Annotated in this window: 15 protein-coding genes and 1 other annotated feature; of the genes, 8 read left to right on the top strand and 7 right to left on the bottom strand. The window is 42.8% G+C overall.

The genetic code is table 11. The features are described from left to right. Positions 1-470: 470 nt before the first annotated feature. From clpB to rluD, 3 genes are all read right to left on the bottom strand, one after another. Positions 471-3,047 (bottom strand): ATP-dependent chaperone ClpB, encoded by a 2,577-nt coding sequence (clpB, locus tag AACQ21_RS13890; protein ID WP_026027339.1) that lies wholly within the window; start codon positions 3,045-3,047, stop codon positions 471-473. Positions 3,048-3,154: 107 nt separating this feature from the next. Then, positions 3,155-3,880 carry a peptidoglycan editing factor PgeF gene (pgeF, locus tag AACQ21_RS13885; protein ID WP_105976831.1) on the bottom strand — a complete coding sequence of 242 codons (726 nt, stop codon included), beginning with the start codon at positions 3,878-3,880 and terminating at the stop codon, positions 3,155-3,157. Then, a complete protein-coding gene (gene rluD, locus AACQ21_RS13880) occupies positions 3,880-4,854 on the bottom strand; it encodes a 23S rRNA pseudouridine(1911/1915/1917) synthase RluD (protein WP_013857530.1) in 975 nt (324 codons plus the stop codon). Before rluD ends, pgeF begins: the two co-directional genes overlap by 1 nt. A 155-nt stretch (positions 4,855-5,009) precedes the next feature. On the opposite strand from rluD, the gene bamD reads away from it, so the two are divergent. The 6 genes from bamD (at position 5,010) to yjjX (ending at position 12,025) form a co-directional block, all read left to right on the top strand. After that, positions 5,010-5,735, top strand: coding sequence for an outer membrane protein assembly factor BamD (gene bamD, locus AACQ21_RS13875; RefSeq protein WP_013857531.1), 726 nt, complete (start codon positions 5,010-5,012; stop codon positions 5,733-5,735). Positions 5,736-6,183: 448 nt separating this feature from the next. Continuing rightward, positions 6,184-6,510, top strand: a complete 327-nt coding sequence (hpf, locus tag AACQ21_RS13870; protein ID WP_026027341.1) for a ribosome hibernation-promoting factor, HPF/YfiA family — start codon at positions 6,184-6,186, stop codon at positions 6,508-6,510. Between the two features lie 109 nt (positions 6,511-6,619). After that, positions 6,620-6,738, top strand: a sequence feature (Phe leader region). Between the two features lie 12 nt (positions 6,739-6,750). Further along, a complete protein-coding gene (pheA, locus tag AACQ21_RS13865; protein WP_026028075.1) occupies positions 6,751-7,929 on the top strand; it encodes a prephenate dehydratase in 1,179 nt (392 codons plus the stop codon). 215 nt (positions 7,930-8,144) lie between these two features. After that, positions 8,145-9,191 (top strand): polyamine ABC transporter substrate-binding protein, encoded by a 1,047-nt coding sequence (locus AACQ21_RS13860; RefSeq protein ID WP_105976830.1) that lies wholly within the window; start codon positions 8,145-8,147, stop codon positions 9,189-9,191. After that, on the top strand, positions 9,175-11,526 hold the full coding sequence (locus tag AACQ21_RS13855; RefSeq protein ID WP_105976829.1) for a putative bifunctional diguanylate cyclase/phosphodiesterase: 2,352 nt from the start codon (positions 9,175-9,177) through the stop codon (positions 11,524-11,526). The genes AACQ21_RS13860 and AACQ21_RS13855 overlap by 17 nt, the downstream gene beginning before the upstream one ends. Next, complete coding sequence (gene yjjX, locus AACQ21_RS13850) at positions 11,498-12,025, top strand: inosine/xanthosine triphosphatase (RefSeq protein WP_105976828.1); 528 nt, start codon at positions 11,498-11,500, stop codon at positions 12,023-12,025. Before AACQ21_RS13855 ends, yjjX begins: the two co-directional genes overlap by 29 nt. 24 nt (positions 12,026-12,049) lie before the next feature. Here the strand turns inward: yjjX and trpR are convergent, their stop codons facing one another. Together trpR and AACQ21_RS13840 are read right to left on the bottom strand one after the other, a co-directional pair. Further along, positions 12,050-12,349, bottom strand: a complete 300-nt coding sequence (gene trpR, locus AACQ21_RS13845) for a trp operon repressor (RefSeq protein ID WP_013857539.1) — start codon at positions 12,347-12,349, stop codon at positions 12,050-12,052. A 58-nt stretch (positions 12,350-12,407) separates the two neighbouring features. Further along, a complete protein-coding gene (locus tag AACQ21_RS13840; RefSeq protein WP_105976827.1) occupies positions 12,408-14,357 on the bottom strand; it encodes a transglycosylase SLT domain-containing protein in 1,950 nt (649 codons plus the stop codon). Between the two features lie 261 nt (positions 14,358-14,618). On the opposite strand from AACQ21_RS13840, the gene ettA reads away from it, so the two are divergent. Together ettA and AACQ21_RS13830 are read left to right on the top strand one after the other, a co-directional pair. Further along, positions 14,619-16,286: an energy-dependent translational throttle protein EttA gene (gene ettA, locus AACQ21_RS13835; protein ID WP_010319161.1), complete on the top strand. Its 1,668-nt coding sequence runs from the start codon at positions 14,619-14,621 to the stop codon at positions 16,284-16,286. Between the two features lie 190 nt (positions 16,287-16,476). Continuing rightward, positions 16,477-16,854 (top strand): PilZ domain-containing protein, encoded by a 378-nt coding sequence (locus AACQ21_RS13830; RefSeq protein ID WP_013857542.1) that lies wholly within the window; start codon positions 16,477-16,479, stop codon positions 16,852-16,854. Positions 16,855-16,899: 45 nt separating this feature from the next. On the opposite strand, the gene tyrA is transcribed toward AACQ21_RS13830, so the two are convergent. Both tyrA and AACQ21_RS13820 read right to left on the bottom strand, forming a co-directional pair. After that, positions 16,900-18,027, bottom strand: coding sequence for a bifunctional chorismate mutase/prephenate dehydrogenase (gene tyrA / locus AACQ21_RS13825; protein ID WP_105976826.1), 1,128 nt, complete (start codon positions 18,025-18,027; stop codon positions 16,900-16,902). A gap of 11 nt (positions 18,028-18,038) precedes the next feature. Continuing rightward, positions 18,039-19,118: a 3-deoxy-7-phosphoheptulonate synthase gene (locus tag AACQ21_RS13820; RefSeq protein ID WP_010319158.1), complete on the bottom strand. Its 1,080-nt coding sequence runs from the start codon at positions 19,116-19,118 to the stop codon at positions 18,039-18,041. Positions 19,119-19,169: the final 51 nt, after the last annotated feature.

The raw sequence follows: 19,169 nt of genomic DNA, 5'->3' as shown, positions 1-19,169 counted from the left end.
TTACTCGAAAGTAAAAAAGTAATTTTAAAGCTATTGTTGTTCCAACAGAACAACAATGAATTGACTGTGCCAAAATCAAGTAAACTTGATTCTGATTGGTCACTCAGTTCATTGATAAATCTTTTTTGATTATCATCAACGAGTGCCCACACAGATTGATAGGTTTATATTGTTAAAGAGCTTGCTTGGATGCTTATCTAAAAGCATTCAAAGCGGACGAACATTCTAGCGATATAACCTTAAGTGTCAAACACTTTATCGATTATTTCTTTTAAACAAGTGTCCATCTGTTATCAGCAGAAGTAAGTAGCACTGCCCTGACAACGAGGCGCATTATAGGTAGTTTAGAGAAGGACACAAGTCTTAAAATGAAACTTTCTCATAAAAACGAACCAACAGCTCACAAAAGAACCAATGAGAGCAATTTTCAAACAAAAAGGGCCATTTCTGGCCCTTTTGAATGTAAATGTTTAGTCTTGATGAGCAATAATTTGGTCATTGCTAACAACTAGCTTAACTTTTTTATCCGGTAGGATTCTTCCTGCCAAGATTTCTTTCGCTAATGGATTTTCAACGCTTTGTTGAATAGCGCGTTTCAATGGTCTTGCTCCGTAAACAGGATCAAACCCAACTTGAGAAATCAGCTCTAACGCTTTTTCAGATACCTCAAGCTGATAACCTTTCTCTTCCATTCGTTTACCAAGACGGGCTAATTGAATAGAAGCGATCGATTTAATTTGTTCTTGCGCCAACGGATGGAATACTACACTTTCATCCACTCGGTTTAAGAACTCTGGTCTAAAATGTTTACCTACAATCTCCATTACCTCTTTTTTAATGCCTTCATAATCCAAGCTTGCGAATTTTTCTTGAATTTGCGAAGACCCTAAGTTTGAGGTCATAATTACCACTGTATTACGAAAATCAACTGTGCGTCCTTGTCCATCAGTTAAGCGCCCATCATCTAATACCTGTAGTAGGATATTAAAGACATCAGGGTGTGCTTTCTCAACTTCATCCAACAAGATAACCGAGTACGGTTTACGACGAATAGCCTCGGTCAAGTAGCCACCCTCTTCGTAGCCCACATAACCTGGAGGCGCGCCGACTAATCGCGCTACTGAGTGTTTTTCCATAAACTCAGACATGTCGATTCGCACCATGGCATCTTCACTATCAAACATAAAGTTTGCGAGTGTTTTACACAATTCAGTTTTACCCACACCAGTTGGCCCTAAGAATAAGAAGGAACCAATCGGTCTATTTGGATCAGATAACCCAGCCCGGCTACGGCGAATCGCATTTGATACCACTTCGACGGCTTCAACTTGTCCGATAACTCGTTGATGCAGCGCATCCTCCATTTGCAGCAGTTTTTCTTTCTCAGCTTCCAGCATTTTAGAAACTGGAATACCAGTTTGCTTTGAAAGCACTTCCGCTATTTCTACATCAGTTACTTTGTTGCGCAGTAAAGTCATCTCTTGCATTTCAGCTTGAGTTGCAAGGTCGAGCTGCTTTTCAAGTTCAGGAATTCGGCCATATTGAAGTTCTGACATACGGTTCAAGTCACCCGCTCTACGTGCGAAATCCATATCCATACGCGCTTGCTCTAATTCGGACTTAATATGCTGAGTACCCGAAAGAGCTGCTTTTTCCGCATTCCAAACTTCTTCCAGCTCGGCAAACTCGCGCTCTTTCACTTTTAACTCTTCGTTTAACACCTGTAAGCGTTTTTCACTCGCTTCATCGTGTTCATTCGTTAGCGCTTGTTGCTCAATTTTCAGCTGAATAATTTTGCGCTCAAGCTTATCTAAAGATTCTGGCTTTGAATCTATTTGCATTCGAATACTTGAAGCGGCTTCATCGATCAAGTCAATCGCTTTATCGGGCAACTGGCGATCAGAAATATAACGGTGCGATAAGCTCGCAGCAGCAACAATAGCGGGATCGGTGATCTCCACATGGTGATGGAGCTCATAGCGCTCTTTCAAACCACGCAAAATAGCTACTGTGTCTTCTACGCTAGGTTCATCAACCAGTACCTTTTGGAAACGTCGCTCAAGTGCCGGATCTTTCTCTATATATTGACGATATTCGTCTAAAGTGGTCGCACCGACACAGTGTAGATCTCCTCGAGCCAGAGCGGGCTTAAGCATATTCCCCGCATCCATTGCGCCTTCGCCTCGACCTGCACCGACCATAGTGTGCAACTCATCAATAAAGAGGATGACATTACCCTCTTCTTTCGCTAGCTCGTTAAGCACCGATTTTAAGCGTTCTTCAAATTCACCACGATACTTAGCCCCTGCGACCAAAGACCCCATGTCTAATGACAATACTCGACGACCACGTAGACCTTCTGGTACCTCATTATTAATGATGCGCTGCGCTAACCCTTCCACAATCGCCGTTTTACCTACACCGGGCTCACCAATAATCACGGGGTTGTTTTTGGTCCGGCGTTGCAGTACTTGAATGGTACGACGAATTTCGTCATCACGGCCGATGACAGGATCAAGTTTGCCTTGTTCCGCTCGTTCAGTTAGATCTATTGTGAATTTCTCAAGCGCTTGTCTTAGTTCTTCTGCATTTGGATCATTCACTTTCTGACCTCCACGCACTTTTTCTATTGCTTCAGAAACTTTTTTCTCGGTGAGCCCTATTTCTTTGAGTAATTGACCAAGCGCGCCCTTATCTTCTAGTGCGGCTAGCAAAAATACTTCCGAAGAAATGTAGGAATCTTGCCGTTTTTGCGCGAGTTTATCGCACAAATTGAACATAGTACCCATTGCGCTAGAAAGCTGAACATCACCACCGATGCCGCTAACTTTTGGCAAACGGTCTAATATCTCACTGAGCTTCGAGCGCAATTGCATAACGTCCACACTTAACATAGTAAGAAGTGGACGAATTGGACTGCCATTTTGATCGAGCAATGCCACCATCAAATGAACAGGCTCGATATATTGATGATCACGGCCTAATGCCAATGATTGAGCATCAGAAATGGCAATTTGAAATTTGCTTGTAAATCGATCAAGACGCATACCAACTTTCCTCACCTTAATTGAGAAACTAATCTTACGTAGCTAAAGATGGCTACGTACTAGTGCTTTTTCAAGGGGCAAGTTAGGGAAGATTGATCTTGCGTAAGTTACTCTTCGATCCAAATAAATGAAGCTTGGCGACCTGTGATTCCGTCGCGTCGATAGGAATAAAACTGATGAGGATTATGGAAGGTACAAAGGCCGCTATCTGATATTTCTGAAACACCGCATTGATGCAACCTTAACGTGGCTAACTGTGCAATATTTGCTAGCCATTTTCCATTCTCTTGAAGAGAAAATGCGGCCTTTGCTTTGGTATTTTGATCAACAAAGGCATGGTATACATCATCACCGACTTCAAATGCCGTAGGACCGATAGCAGGACCGAGCCAAGCTAGGATATCACTAGAAAATTTGGCGAGCGCATTTTCGAGTATCCCATTAGCTAAACCGCGCCAACCAGCATGAACTGCAGCCACTTCGCTGCCTTGGTGATTAGTGAGTAGAACAGGTAAGCAATCAGCGGTCATTACAGAACAAACCACATTATGCTGATGGGTAAAAACACCATCGGCACTCAGAATCTGCTGAGTAGGTTGAGTAACCTCTAGCACTTGTGTGGAATGCGTTTGTTCAAGCCAAATAGGTTCAGAGGGCATCACCGCTTGCTGCGTTAGCCATTGGCGATTTTTTTCAACTGATAAAAGATCATCCCCAACATGCATGCCTAAATTCAGCCCTTGATAAGGAGCTAACGAAAAGCCACCGACTCTAGTCGAGGAGAAAGCTTTTACATGTTTAGGCGCATTCCAGTTAGGGATGATCTTCTGCATTAGAACTCGTCTTTTTTATTCAACTTAGTATCTACGCGTAAAGCTTCCGCCATAATGATCATATCGTCAGGTACTGGCGCATGAAATTCTAGCATTTCACCAGTCACAGGATGCTCAAGTCGAAGCATAACGGCATGCAAAGCCTGACGATCAAAACCACGGATCATATCGGTCAGCTCTTGCGTTGCCCCTTTCGGAATGCGAGCGCGGCCACCATAGGCGGTATCCCCAAGCAAAGGATGCTGTAAATATGACATATGCACACGAATTTGGTGAGTACGGCCCGTTTCTAAACGCAAACGAAGTCGCGTATGTTCACGAAAATGCTCGGCCACACGATAGTGAGTTACCGCTGGTTTACCCATCGGGCTTACCGCCATCAATGTACGTTTTGTTGAGTGGCGGCCAATCGGCTTATCGATCATCCCACCAGCAGTCATAGTACCGATCACAATCGCTTCATATTCACGCGTAATCTTACGCTTTTGCAACGCTCGAACTAAGTGTGTTTGTGCAGGAACCGTTTTAGCGACCACCATTAGACCAGTCGTATCTTTATCCAAACGATGCACAATCCCCGCACGAGGTACTTCTGCAATAGCTGGATAGTGGAACAACAGTGCATTTAACACTGTGCCATCTGGAGTACCCGCGCCTGGATGAACGACAAAATCTCGTGGTTTGTTGATGACCATAATATCGTCATCTTCATACACGATATTTAAAGGTATATCTTGCGCTTCCCAACGCTCTTCATCTTCAAGCTCGGCTTGGACCGTAATGATTTCTCCCCCCATGACTTTCGTTCTTGGTTTAGTGATCACCTCACCATTGACCTGAACTTTGCCTTCTAAAAGCCACTCTTTTAGACGTGAACGAGAGAAATCTGCGAATAATTCAGCGACAGCTTGGTCTAAACGTTGACCTAACTGGCTATCTTTTACTGTATTTGTTAATTCAATCTGCTGAGCCATATCGAACTTTTTTAAAAACCGTGAGACTAATAGCGTCTAGTATGGATAAAATATGGCGTCATTGTATCTGTTACTGCTAAGAAAGTAACGAAACGATTTGTAAAGCGATTACGCACTCAATTAAGAAGCATTAATTCAAGGAAACGACTCCTGTCATGAAACACCACACTTTATCAGGCTTACTCGCATTATCACTGTTATTTGGCTGTTCAAGCAGCGAAGAGATTGTCCCTGATGTGCCACCTTCTGAATTATACTCAGAAGCACAAACCTCACTGCAAAGTGGTAACTGGTTAACGGCCATTCAAAAACTTGAGGCGTTAGATTCACGTTATCCCTTCGGCGCGTATTCAGAACAAGTTCAACTTGACCTTATTTACGCTTACTACAAAAACGATGATCTTGCGTTAGGTTTAGCGACTATTGAACGCTTTACCCGTTTGAATCCAACCCATGAAAAAATGGATTGGGTACTCTACATGCGTGGTTTGACGCATATGGCGCAAGATCGCAACTTCATGCATGACCTATTTAATGTCGATCGCGCGGATCGTGATCCAGAACCGGTAAAAGCTGCGTTTGCTGATTTTAAGAAACTGCTGCAACGCTACCCAACAAGCCCTTATGCAGAAGATGCTCATAAACGCTTATTCGCGTTAAAAAATAGACTGGCTGAATATGACCTTGCCACAGCTGATTTTTACTTACGCCGTGAATCTTGGATTGCGGCCATCAACCGTGCTCAGGAGCTACAAAAAACGTATCCAGACACTGAAGCGGCTCGCAAATCATTACACATTCAGTTGGAAGCGTATAAACAGCTCAAACTGAACGATGCCATTGCCAGAACTCAAAAGTTAATTGCACTCAATCCACAATAGTTTGCAATAAGCTTAGGTACGCCATGAAAACCACTCACGCTTTGAGTGGTTTTTTTATTTGGAGTCGATGGGAATAATAACACGCCAGCAAAAGACGGCTGGAAAATGAGTGGTGCAGGGAAAACTGAAATAAAAAGGGAGGTGTTCAAAACATCGTTAGAATAAAAATCACAAAAAACACTTGAATAAGAAATGAGCAGCGCTCTTTTTAGGCCGCAAAAACACCCTAAAAATGGGAAATTCTTAGCTTAATCTTTTAACCAATCTATCCAGATTGATAGGAATCACAAGCTTTTTCTTTACTCTTTGTCAGCACTCTTTGCGTGAGATCACGTTTAAACTCGCCCTTTGAAATCACATCCAATAAAGTGATCTGGATCACATTACTTTAGTATTAAATCAGTAATCTGAAGTTAACCCATGAGGGATGCAACAGAGGAAAACATCTATGAAAGTAACTATCACTGGTAAAAATATCGACATCACCTCTGCAATCCGCACTCACATTGAGAGCAAATTTAAAAAACTAGAAAAATGGCAAGTGGATATCATAGGATGCCAAGCTAGCTTTAGTGAAGAACCCAATAAACAAAAAAGATTCGAAGCTATTATCACTGTACCCAAAGGACAATTAGTCGCTTCTGCAACCCATGAAGATCTTTACGCAGCCATCAATGAGGTAGAACAAAAATTAGAGCGCCAACTCAACAAACTGCGCCATAAACCGGAAGCTCGTCGTACCGACAAACCGGAAGTAGAAGAAGAAGTTGAATAAAGTTTAATATGATGAAAAATAGCGCTTTCAAGCGCTATTTTTTTGCTTGACGCTCTACGGTTGCTTGCTTATTGTGTCTTTACATTCAAAGAGAAATCACCTTCTTATGCACTTAACCTCACTGTTCTTTTTTGACTTCTTTTTTCTCCAATAACCTTGGAGGCATGGTCGTTGACAGAAGATAAGTCAAAAACGAACAGGAAGCCTCCCACTGGGAGGCTTTTTTACAAGGACATTTTTATGACTGAAAAGCACTATTCACTTGAAGAGATCCGCTTGCGACTGAACGAGCTTGATGATCAACTGCTAAACCTACTGGCAGAACGTCGAAAGTTCAGCATTGAAGTCGCTAAAAGCAAAGTGGAAACCGCAAAACCTGTGAGAGATGCAATACGTGAACAGCAACTTTTAGTCAAATTGATTAACACTGGTAAAGAAAAATACAATTTAGATGCTCAGTATATTACTAAACTATTTCATACCATCATTGAAGACTCCGTCTTGCTACAGCAAGCATACTTGCAGAATCTAGCCAATCCGCAACTGAGCCGTAAACCGCTGGCAAGGGTTGCTTTTTTAGGTGCTAAAGGTTCTTACTCCCATCTTGCAACCCGTGAGTACTTCAGTCGTAAAAATACAGAGTTGATCGAACTCAATTGCGATCAGTTTAAAGAAGTCACTAAAACAGTTGAATCAGGTCATGCTGACTATGGGGTATTGCCGATTGAAAATACCAGTTCAGGTTCAATTAACGAAGTGTATGATTTGCTGCAACATACTACCTTGTACATTGTCGGTGAGCTCACTTTACCGATTGAGCACTGCTTAGTCGCCACCTCTGAATTACGCTTGGAAGAGCTCAAAACCCTTTATTCACACCCACAACCCCACCAGCAGTGCAGCGAATTTTTAAGCCGCCTAAAAGGCGTTACGCTTGAAACCTGTGCGAGCACCGCTGATGCGATGCAAAAAGTACAGCAGCTTAATCGCAACGATGTTGCCGCAATTGGCAATGCCTCCAGCGGTAAACTGTACGGCTTACAATCGATCAAATCTAATATCGCCAATCAAACAGAAAACCAGACTCGCTTTATTGTTGTTGCGCGAAAACCCGTAGAAGTCTCTACTCAAATTCCAGCGAAGACGACATTAATCATGTCGACATCACAACAAGCTGGTTCACTTGTTGAAAGCTTGTTAGTGCTGCAACGCTACGGCATCAATATGACCAAATTGGAATCGAGACCTATTATGGGTAATCCTTGGGAAGAAATGTTCTATGTTGATCTTGAATCACATCTTGATTCCATTGAAATGCAGCAAGCATTGAATGAGCTAACAAAAATCACTAAGCATTTAAAAGTATTAGGTTGCTACCCAAGCGAAAATGTTAAACCGACCCAAGTAAAACTTCAATAATCACATTTAAGTCAAATATTTGACAGAAGTCAGCTGACAGACATCAACATAGTTCATATAATGCCCAATCATTTCACACATAATTAATCACTATGTTTTGGGCTGTCAGCCTACTTTGAATTCACGGAATATATTCCGCACGTCATAAGATATCTTTGACACTTTCATTGTGAACGATGCCCTTTTCCAATAAATAAGGTTCATCTACTTATATCATGATGAAAATCCATCCTTTGGCTTTAATGCTATTTCTGCTAGGCATTTCAGCGCACATTCGAAGCTCAGAGCTCAATATTTATTTGTGGGAAGACACTATATCACCGCAAATCTTTGATCAATGGCGGCAAAGTAGCGGCATCGATATTAATCTATATCATTTTGATAATGACGATGAACGCAGTCTATTGATGGTCAAAAGTGTCCAGCTGCCTTTTGATATTGTAGTGTTAGATAACGTATCAGCTCTTATCTACTCTCGGCTCAACACCTTTGAAGACCTGAGTGCTCTGCCCAATAGAAAGCATAATGATACGAAATGGAATCAAGCATGCGGTAGCCACGCCGTTCCCTACTTTTGGGGAACCGTAGGCATCGTCTACAAAAAAAGTAAATTTCCAGCCAAACCCAAAAACTGGGCTGATCTCATCGACATGCCACCAGCACTCCAAGGCCATGTGGGGATGCTTCACGATACAGTTGAAACCCTGCTGCCAGCATTGTATGCCCAACAACAATCGCCAATTACAAATAACGATAATGCACTGAAACAGGCTTATCAAAAGATGCTATCCGTGAATCACAACATCTTAACCTATGAATATATATTGAGTTACGTCCGAAGCCATCCTGACAGTGATGGCTTAGATATGGCACTCGCATACAGCGGTGACCAATTTTCATTGAATAAGTATTTTGGCAGCAATGATTGGGATTTTGTCACCCCGCAAGGCCGACCCTATATTTGGGTGGATTGTTTAGCCATCAACAGCAATTCAAAAAATAAAGAGCATGCAAAAGAGTTTATAAACCACTTATTGAGCCCAGAAGTTGCCGCAATAAATGCAAAAGATATTAAAGCTGCGACACCAAACTTAAGTGCCCTAAATTTAATGCCAGATAGTTACCGAAATGATGCATCATTATTTCCAAACCCAGCTTTGTTAGAACAAGGCATTATTGATAGCGAATTGCTCCCTGCCGATATTAGTTTGAGAGCAAAAATCATTAACAGTATTTTGGAACAACATGAAGCTCAACAATAGAATTCTGTTGCTGATAACACCGGTTATTCTTCTCAGTGCAGTGGCATCTAGTTACATTATCTACTCCAATCAGAAAGATGCTTTGCTGAAAAGAGAAGAAAGCTATCTTCAACTGAGTATGGAAAAACTCGCGGGTCACTTTCGTCAGACCCAATACCTGGTGAATAGCTACGCTTACACCCTAACGAAAAGCGATATCATTCGTCATTACGTTGCACATGAGCGCAACCCTTATCGAGAGTTAGAACTGGTTGATAACTTTCAGCAAACATTGGAGATTCTCCAATCACAAGAAAATAATTTCATTGCGTTATCGATTTTGGATGGCAGCAAAAATGTTCTTTATTATGCCGAAAATAGTGGTGACCCCTTCGCTAAAATCGATACAAAAATTCTCAACCACATACAAGACACTTTCGATAACACACAGAAAACCTCTTATGTTGACTATACGACAAATTCCAGCGGTGAAGGTATTCTAGTTCGGTATGATGTTTTAGATACTCAAACACTTACGACACCACTTAGCTATAACCGCGATAAAATTTTCTTTGTTGTTGTTTGCGTCGTACTAGAACCCTTTAATCGACTGATGAAGAAAATAGAATTTGATAACCGAAGTACCATTTTTTTCACTGACGCAGCGGATATTAAAAAGGTAGGATTAACACAAACTGTTGAATTAAAATCAGATCTTTATGCCACGCTTGATCCTGCACAGTATCTAATTAACGACAAACTTTATGCCATTAAAAAACGGTTAGCGTTGTCGTTTGGAATATCGACTCTAGTGACTGTGTTGCTGCTTTTGTATTTATTATACCGGCATGTAATCAAGCCCATATCCCAATTAGATCAACAATTGAAAGAAGTAGAGAATAAGCAGCGTGACAATATCGAAACTCTCAAGAGTAACGATGAAATTGGCCGGCTATCCTCTCGTTTTTACGATATGTATCAGGAGCTTGATACCACATATAAGAAAACAAAAGCACTTGCAGAATACGACCACTTAACAAAACTTGCCAATCGCCACCACTTTCAACAATCAGTAGAAAGAGTGCTAGCAAACGCAAGACACACAGATAACATCTGGGTTTTGTATATTGATTTAGATAATTTCAAATACGTCAATGATAAATATGGACATCAGGTCGGTGATGCATTATTAGTCAACTTTGCACAGCATATTGGCTCATTGCGCAACTTTTTCTTTGAAAAGTATCAAGTTAAAAGTTTAGCTGCTCGACTCTCTGGGGATGAGTTCTCAATTTTTATCTCTGCCCCTAGTACTTTTAAACAAGCCGCAAGCGAATTTGCAAGCCAGTTACTGGCTCCACTACAAAATCAGCACAATTCACCACTCGGGAACTTCCCAATCACAGCAAGTATCGGCATAGCCACCTACCCAACCGATGGCTATACCTTAGAAAAATTATTATCTAATGCTGATACGGCCATGTATCAAGCAAAAAATGCTGGGAAGAACCAAATAGCTTACTACTCGCCAGAGCTCAATAAGGGTGTTCTGCGCAGAGCCAATATTGAGCAAGCATTACGCCGAGGGGATTTTGATCAGGAATTTAGCTTGGTCTATCAACCTTATTTAAATCGTGCTGGCAATACAGTCTCAGGATTTGAAGTTTTACTTCGTTGGGAATCCAACCTGCTCGGTACGATTTCACCAAAAGAATTTATTCCGATAGCCGAACAAACCGGGTTATTTGGCAACATTGATCGCTGGGTCGTCCGTTCAGCTTTCGAGGAGTTCCATGCACTGCAAGCGATGTTTGAACACCCTGTTCAGTTATCGATTAACCTTTCATCAGCAGAATTAAACTCTTTACAGTTAGCTCATTACATTCATAAACATGCGCAGGAGAATGCAGTTCCTCCCCATTTGATTGATTTTGAAATTACAGAAACTTTTTCTGCCAATTCAAAAGGTTTTCCACTGCTTCACGAACTATCGCATTTAGGCTACGGATTGGCGATTGATGATTTCGGTTCTGGTTACACCTCCATTACTCAATTGGTGCAATATCCAGTACAAAAAATTAAGTTCGATCGGCTTTTTTTAGATACACTCATCACCACTGACAATCACAAGATCATTAAGCCTTTGATCGAACTTTGCCACTCTCAATCAATGCAAGTCACAGCTGAAGGGATTGAAAGTAAAGAGATGCATAGTTGGCTTGCTGATTACCAATGTGATTTCATGCAAGGCTATTATTTTGCCAAACCAATGCCATTAAATGCGTTGGTTTCATGGTATCAACAACAAAAAGAGTTAAACGCTGTTTATGAAAAATGTGATCATTGCCTCTCTTAACCCGGCCAAAATCAATGCAGTCAAAAGTGCATTTGAAAGTACCTTTCCGCAGGATACTTTCTCATTTAAAGGGGTGAGTGTGCCCAGTGGTGTCGCGGATCAACCGATGACAGATGAAGAAACCCATCAAGGCGCACTTAACCGAGTACGAAATGCGAAAGAACAAGATCCCACGGCAGATTATTACGTCGGGTTGGAAGCGGGCATTGAGAATACAGTGACTTTTGCGTGGATGGTGATTGAATCCGCCACTCATCGAGGAGAATCGCGTTCAGCCAGCTTAATGCTACCACCTCAAGTATTGAAGCTGTTAAGCCATGAAAATGAGCTAGGCGATGTGATGGATAAACTGTTTGACTGCCAAAATATCAAACAGAAAGGTGGGGCGATCAGCCTGCTCACTCATAACCAACTCACTCGCAGCTCGGTCTATCATCAAGCACTGATCCTTGCTCTGATCCCTTTTATCAACACAGAGCATTTCCCTGCTAATTTATAAAAAGTTAGCGAACTCAAGGGGTCACTAAGACACCTTGAGTAGCAGAGCGGCTAATTGCGACTTTTCTTGTTCTGATTTACTTTTGAGCTCATTTGAGCCACGCGTAATGGTCGCAATTCCCACTCCGAGCAATTGGCTAATCTGCCGCTGTGATAACTCCCCTTTAAGTAGCTCACATAAGATGTTCGCACGCGCCACGAGCGCATCTCGCTCATCTGGGGTCATCATCATGGTGAGTAGCATTGCGTGCTGCTCTTGCTCTGTGGCTGATTTAACCAATTCCATTAGCTGCTGCCAATCAGTGTACTCAGGTTGGTGTGGCATGAATGTACTCGCAAAGTGATACGTTCCGCTATTGTAGAACTTTCACTTCGTATTGGAATTAATATTTTGTATTGAGCTCATCTTGGTTGAGAAATTCACCTTCAATCCCCATCAAATCTCGATAGTAAGTCTCAAACATCAAAATATTTTGCACATACCCGCGGGTTTCCCGAAAAGGGATCGCTTCAATAAAAGCGTAAGCATCTAACTTGCCTTGTGTTTTCTCTCGCCATTGATTGACGCGATTTGGCCCAGCGTTATAGGCAGCAAATGCAAAAATTCGATTGTCGCCGTATTGCTCTAATAATCCATTTAAATAATGGCTGCCTATTTCGATATTTTTGCCCACCTCATATAACTCTTGCTCATCGTTATAGGTCAGCTGATATTTTTTAGCCGTATACTTAGCCGTGCTCGGCATAATCTGCATGATACCGCGAGCGCCAACGGGCGATTGAGCCTCAACATCCATTCCGCTTTCTTGGCGAGCAAGTGACATCAACATAATCGGATCAATACCATGTTTTTCGCCATAAAAATTAAACCACCATTGATGGGCTAACGGAAAACGCAATTGTATATTGTCCCACATCTGAGCCGCGATCGAGGCCGTTACGGTCAAGCTATACCAGCGCTGAGAATCCGCGTAGGCCGCTAGCATCTCTTTTTCTTTTGTATCGACGCGCTCTAGTAGCCATTTCCATTCACTTTTTGCAGCCGTGATTTTATCTCGTTCAATCAGCTCTTGGATTCGTAATAACGTTTTTTTATGCGCTGTCAGTAGCTTGGGGTTTAAAGTAATTGATGAACTCGGATAATTAACAGATTGTTTCACCATATTGGCGGCCGCGACACTGTAAAAATTACGTTGTCCTACAATCGCACTTAAACGTTGTAACCCTTTGGCTTCATCACCCAACGCAATATCAGCGCGCCCAAGCCAATATTGCCAGCGTAAGCTGGCTTTTTCATCAGCGGGGAGCTGCTCTGTCCAGAATTTCACTTCATCCCAATGACCTGCAGTCAATGCCTTGCGGATCCTCTGCTCAAGTAAGAGACTGTTTGAGCTTTGTGCTATCACATTATCTCGCCAGTTTGCGAGTGCTTGCTCCTCGGTATCAAGTAATATTCTGGCTATATATTCTGCAATAGGACGCTGATAAGCATCCGCCAGTATTTTCTGATCGAAAAGAGTTTGATACACGCTTTGTGCAAACTTCGCATCTTGGCGTGCTAGTTTTTCTAGAGCAAATTGAATTGACTGCTGATTAAAATAACCATTGGAGTGTTGCTGAGCAAAAGCCAGTACATTGTCTGGCGAGTTATAGAGCTCAATCATCGCTTGCGCCATTACTTGCGATTTTTGCTTGGTTAACTTTTTCTGTAAGAATTTCATTAGCGTCAAATTACGCCCCTCAAACGCCAGTAACATTCGCTTGAGTAGCAAATCATCAGTTAACCCACCATGTTCACTCAATGCAGTAAAAAGTGGATCGCAAGCATCGGAAATGCTACTGCCACTGAGCCATAGTTTTTGCGCGCCTTTGAACGCAATCTCTCTATGGCCTGTTTGGTAGTGCGCGTTGTAATAGTGGCAACGATAAGACTCATCATTCGGCTCCGTTTTTTGAAAATCAAGCAAGGTGGCCCATTTCCCTTTTGCCGCCAACGCATCTAGATACGGTGCTCGAATGCGGTTTGAAAAGGGGAAATCTTGATGTGTATCGATAAAAACCTGAACCGCTAATGGCGGTTTATTACCAATATCGACCAGCAGAGATCGATAATCCAGATAAGGCGTCAATGGATAGTTTTTGATCTTATTTCTGATTTTTTTAGCTTGATCAACTTTATCTTCATCAAGCCACCTCTGCGCTTGATCGTACAGATCTCGTTGACTATCCAAGTCCTCTATTGCGCCTGAAAACGCAGTGCCGCACACCAAGGAGCTCAAGGCTAATATTGATGATAACAATCGCTGCGGTCTTATAAAATGCATGAGCGTCATGTGTGCTCTCGTCCTATCCAAAGCAAGGTAATTTCCGTTTCATTACGCTGATTCTAGATAAAAAAGTAAAGGCCATAGATGTAAATAATATTAAATTCATAAAAGTGCGACATATGAACTTAGTAACTTAATGTTTCATTACTTTTTTATCGATGAAAAACACCATCTAAGCTCTAAAAATTAGGTACCTAGTAACAAATGCGATCACTTTGGTATAAAATGGCCACTTTCTTCTGTTACTAAGATTAGGAACAATCGGCAATGGCTGAATACGTATATACCATGTCGCGGGTGAGTAAAATTGTCCCGCCTAAGCGTCAAATTCTCAAAGACATCTCTCTGAGCTTTTTCCCTGGAGCTAAAATCGGTGTTTTAGGTCTCAATGGTTCAGGTAAATCCACCCTGTTACGTATCATGGCTGGCATCGATACTGATATTGATGGAGAAGCACGCCCACAAGCAGGATTGAAAGTCGGCTACTTGCCTCAAGAACCAGTACTGGATGAATCAAAAACCGTGCGTGAAGTGGTGGAAGAGGCCGTTTCTGATGTGGCTGGCGCACTAACTCGCCTCGATGCTGTTTATGCGGCATATGCAGAACCCGACGCCGATTTTGATGCGTTAGCCAAAGAGCAAGGTGAGCTCGAGGCTCTGATTCAGGCCAAAGATGGCCATAATTTAGAGAACGCTTTAGAACGTGCGGCCAATGCACTTCGTCTACCAGAATGGGATGCTAAAATTGCCGTTTTGTCTGGTGGTGAGCGCCGCCGTGTGGCGATCTGCCGTTTGCTACTTGAAAAGCCAGACATGCTGCTGCTTGACGAACCAACCAACCACTTAGACGCGGAATCTGTTGCTTGGCTAGAGCACTTCCTTGTCGACTATTCAGGCACAGTCGTCGCCATCACCCACGACCGTTACTTCCTTGATAATGCTGCTGGTTGGATTTTAGAACTTGACCGCGGTGAAGGCATTCCTTGGCAAGGTAACTATACCTCGTGGCTCGAACAGAAAGATGAACGCTTAAAACAAGAATCATCTCAAGAGAGTGCTCGTCAAAAAACGATTGAAAAAGAGCTGGAATGGGTTCGTAAAAACCCGAAAGGCCGCCAAGCAAAATCCAAAGCACGTATGGCACGCTTTGAAGAACTTAATAATACTGAACATCAAAAACGTAATGAAACCAACGAACTCTTCATACCGCCGGGCGAACGTTTAGGTGACAAAGTATTGGAAGTTCGTAACTTAACCAAATCGTTTGGTGATCGCGTACTGATTGATAATTTGTCATTTAGCATGCCGAAAGGAGCGATTGTCGGCATCATCGGTGCTAACGGTGCGGGTAAATCAACGCTGTTTAAAATGCTAAGTGGCGTAGAGCAACCAGATTCTGGTGAAATTGAATTGGGTGCAACCGTGAAATTAGCCTCGGTTGATCAGTTCCGTGACAGCATGAACGACAAAAATACCGTCTTCCAAGAGATCTCTGAAGGGGCGGATATTATCAAGATCAACAATTTTGAAATTCCTGCGCGTGCTTACTGCTCTCGCTTTAACTTCAAAGGCGTCGATCAACAAAAAGTGCTCGGTCAGCTATCGGGTGGTGAGCGCAACCGTGTTCACTTAGCCAAATTGCTTAAAGCTGGCGGCAACGTCCTATTACTCGACGAACCAACCAACGATCTGGATGTTGAAACGCTACGCGCATTGGAAGAAGCGCTGCTGGAATTCCCAGGTTGCGCCATGGTTATCTCGCACGACCGTTGGTTCCTAGACCGTATTGCGACCCACATTCTGGACTACCGTGATGAAGGTGAAGTGAAATTCTATGAAGGCAACTACAGCGAATACACTGAGTGGTTAAAACAGACGTTGGGCGCTCAAGCGGCTGAACCACACCGCATTAAATACAAGCGTATGACCAAATAACTCTGTATTTGAAGTCTCTGGCCGCAATCTATTGCGGCCTTTTTGTTACTTGTACATCACGCATCACACAACAAGATGCAGGATTCGCGACACTGCCTTCAATTAGGTCTAAACTTAATGGGTATAATTTTTCAATGATCGATACAGAGCCGAAGCTGGCACAGGTCAACGCTCAACAAGAGAGAGTACCATGATTGAAAGACGTCGCTTTTCACGCATCATCTATCAGATGCCTGCCACCTTATTGCAAGGTAAACATACCGTCACCACAACGATTCAAGATTTGTCGCTGCATGGACTATTGCTCTCATGCCCTGACGCGGACAAATTAGTGCTCAATGAAATGGCACAAGTCCATTTCACACTACCAGACAGCGATGTCACTATTAATCTAGTCGCCAAGTTGATCCACATTCAAAACAACATTATTCGTGTCAGCATCAATCACATTGATATTGAAAGTATTGGCCATTTGAAACGTTTAGTTGAATTGAACATGGGTGATGAAAGTTTGCTCCATCGCGAACTGGAATACTTGTCTGATTTAGGGGATGAACCGGAAGAATGAGCGGCGGCCGTATTCACAACAACCGCACTCGCCGTTCAGACAGCCTTAAACACGATGAATGGCATCGTTCGCTTGTTTTAACAAGTTTTGACTTTCAAGCATAAATTGTTGTGAATAACTGCCAAACCAATCACTCACTTTGCTAAAGTTTTCCACAAAAGCCTGCTTCTCACGCCCGTCAAGTAAGGTTAACGCCTCGCCAAAACAAGCATGAAAACGTTTTATCATCTCAACGTTCTCTTCCGATGAGAAAATGATATCGCCATACAAGTGAGGGTCTTGACCAAAAAGCCGTCCAACCATCGCCAGTTCTAAACGATAAATCGGTGAACTCAGCTGCAGTAATTTTTGGATATTCGGATTTTCTTTAGAAAGGTGTAAACCGTATACAAATGAAGTGAAGTGACGCAGTGCTTGGATCAAGGTCATGCCGTGATCGTGTTCTGCGGCATCAATCTGGCACAAACTCGCTCCCCATATCGAAAACTGTTTTAGCAACCACTGATAACTCTCTTCTCCTCGCCCATCGCAATAGACGATCACTTGCTTGGCCATACTAGGGACATCGGGGCCAAACATTGGGTGTAATCCAACCACTGGGCCAGAGTGTGTTTTAAGCATCGACTGTAGCGGCTTAGACTTAATCGATGTGAGGTCGCACAAAATACAATCGGCAGGCAAATGAGCAAGTTTTTCAATCACACCGACGGTTAAGTGAATAGGAACCGTCACTACAACCAAACCGGCATCATGCAGTATCTCATCGGCTTGATGCCAATCTTTACTGCCTAATACTTTCACCTGATAGCCCGACAGTTTGAACATACGGCCAAATAAACCACCAAGTTGCCCATGACCGCCAATAATCACCACAGAGCGCAGCTCTGGGTTTAAGCACTTAAAGCCAGAATCCTTTTCACTGGCATAAGATTCACGCATAGTACGGCGCAAAATATCTTCAATCAGTTGTGGCGGGACGCCTTTTCTTTCCGCTTCAGCGCGGCGAGAAGCCAGCATCGCCGCTTCTCGATCGGGAGCATAAATCGGTAGACCATGTCGGCTCTTGACTTCCCCCACCTTTTCAACCAAAGCTAATCGGCGTGCAAGCAGCTCGACCATTTGTTTATCGACAGCATCAATTTGATCACGTAATTCGTTAAGTTCAACAGCCATAGCACTTCCCTTTATTCACCTTTTTTTAGGCGATTTTCTAAGAACGGAACGAGCTCTTGATGAGCATGTCGTAATAGTGCCTCAGTTGATGACCAATTAATACAGGCATCCGTAATCGATACACCGTATTCCATTTCGTTGCGAGGAAGGTCAGAAGATTGATTACCTTCATTGAGGTGACTTTCAATCATCAAACCAATAATAGACTGATTTCCTTCACGAATTTGATGAATCACATCTTCAGCGACTAACGGCTGACGACGGTAATCTTTACGTGAATTAGCATGGCTGCAATCCACCATTAACGACGCATCCAATTTATGTTTTGCCATCTCTTGCTCACACTCGGTGACCGACACTGAATCGTAGTTGGTTTGCTTACCGCCACGTAAAATGACATGTCCATTTGGGTTGCCTTGAGTGGTAAGTAAGGCCACTTGCCCTTCACTATTAATGCCCATAAAGCGGTGGCTGGATGACGCCGCCTGCATCGCATTGATTGCCGTTGCTAAATTGCCATCGGTGCCATTCTTAAACCCAATTGGCATCGACAAACCACTGGCCATTTCTCGGTGTGTTTGAGATTCCGTGGTGCGCGCACCAATCGCCGCCCAACTGAATGTATCGGCTAAATATTGAGGGCTGATCGGATCAAGCGCTTCGGTCGCCAGAGGGATCTCCATCTCCGCTAGCTCAACTAACAATTGACGACCAACGTGTAAACCATGTTCGATATCAAAACTGCCATCAAGATGAGGATCGTTAATCAGCCCTTTCCAGCCAACCGTTGTACGCGGCTTTTCAAAGTAAACACGCATGACAATGTACAGTTGATCACTCAACTGCTCTGAGAGTGATTTCAAGCGCTTTGCGTACTCTTTTGCCGCATCAATATCATGAATAGAGCAAGGACCGCACACCACCAGTAAACGGTGATCTTTTTTATGGATAATATTGGCAATTGTCTGACGAGAGTGTTGAATGAACTGGCGAGCTTGATGACTGAGCGGCAGCTTAGCTTTTAATTGTTCCGGAGTGATCAGCACTTGCTCATCACTGATATTAATATTACTTAGTTCACTTTTTTGCATCTCATCACCTGTAATTATTTGTTTACAAAAAATCTTATTGCATACCTAAAC

It is taken from the genome of Vibrio sp. V01_P9A10T6 (genome assembly GCF_963877065.1).
Classification (GTDB): domain Bacteria; phylum Pseudomonadota; class Gammaproteobacteria; order Enterobacterales; family Vibrionaceae; genus Vibrio; species Vibrio anguillarum.
This window is presented reverse-complemented; position numbering and strand designations above follow the sequence as displayed.

Excerpts from the sequence above, each read along its gene's own strand:
- AACQ21_RS13820 (WP_010319158.1), bottom strand. The coding sequence starts at position 19,118 with ATGCAAAAAAGTGAACTAAGTAATATTAATATCAGTGATGAGCAAGTG.
- hpf (WP_026027341.1), top strand. The coding sequence starts at position 6,184 with ATGAAAGTAACTATCACTGGTAAAAATATCGACATCACCTCTGCAATC.
- AACQ21_RS13855 (WP_105976829.1), top strand. The coding sequence starts at position 9,175 with ATGAAGCTCAACAATAGAATTCTGTTGCTGATAACACCGGTTATTCTT.
- AACQ21_RS13860 (WP_105976830.1), top strand. The coding sequence starts at position 8,145 with ATGATGAAAATCCATCCTTTGGCTTTAATGCTATTTCTGCTAGGCATT.
- tyrA (WP_105976826.1), bottom strand. The coding sequence starts at position 18,027 with ATGGCTGTTGAACTTAACGAATTACGTGATCAAATTGATGCTGTCGAT.
- yjjX (WP_105976828.1), top strand. The coding sequence starts at position 11,498 with ATGAAAAATGTGATCATTGCCTCTCTTAACCCGGCCAAAATCAATGCA.
- pgeF (WP_105976831.1), bottom strand. The coding sequence starts at position 3,880 with ATGCAGAAGATCATCCCTAACTGGAATGCGCCTAAACATGTAAAAGCT.
- clpB (WP_026027339.1), bottom strand. The coding sequence starts at position 3,047 with ATGCGTCTTGATCGATTTACAAGCAAATTTCAAATTGCCATTTCTGAT.
- rluD (WP_013857530.1), bottom strand. The coding sequence starts at position 4,854 with ATGGCTCAGCAGATTGAATTAACAAATACAGTAAAAGATAGCCAGTTA.
- AACQ21_RS13840 (WP_105976827.1), bottom strand. The coding sequence starts at position 14,357 with ATGACGCTCATGCATTTTATAAGACCGCAGCGATTGTTATCATCAATA.
- bamD (WP_013857531.1), top strand. The coding sequence starts at position 5,010 with ATGAAACACCACACTTTATCAGGCTTACTCGCATTATCACTGTTATTT.
- ettA (WP_010319161.1), top strand. The coding sequence starts at position 14,619 with ATGGCTGAATACGTATATACCATGTCGCGGGTGAGTAAAATTGTCCCG.
- AACQ21_RS13830 (WP_013857542.1), top strand. The coding sequence starts at position 16,477 with ATGATTGAAAGACGTCGCTTTTCACGCATCATCTATCAGATGCCTGCC.
- pheA (WP_026028075.1), top strand. The coding sequence starts at position 6,751 with ATGACTGAAAAGCACTATTCACTTGAAGAGATCCGCTTGCGACTGAAC.
- trpR (WP_013857539.1), bottom strand. The coding sequence starts at position 12,349 with ATGCCACACCAACCTGAGTACACTGATTGGCAGCAGCTAATGGAATTG.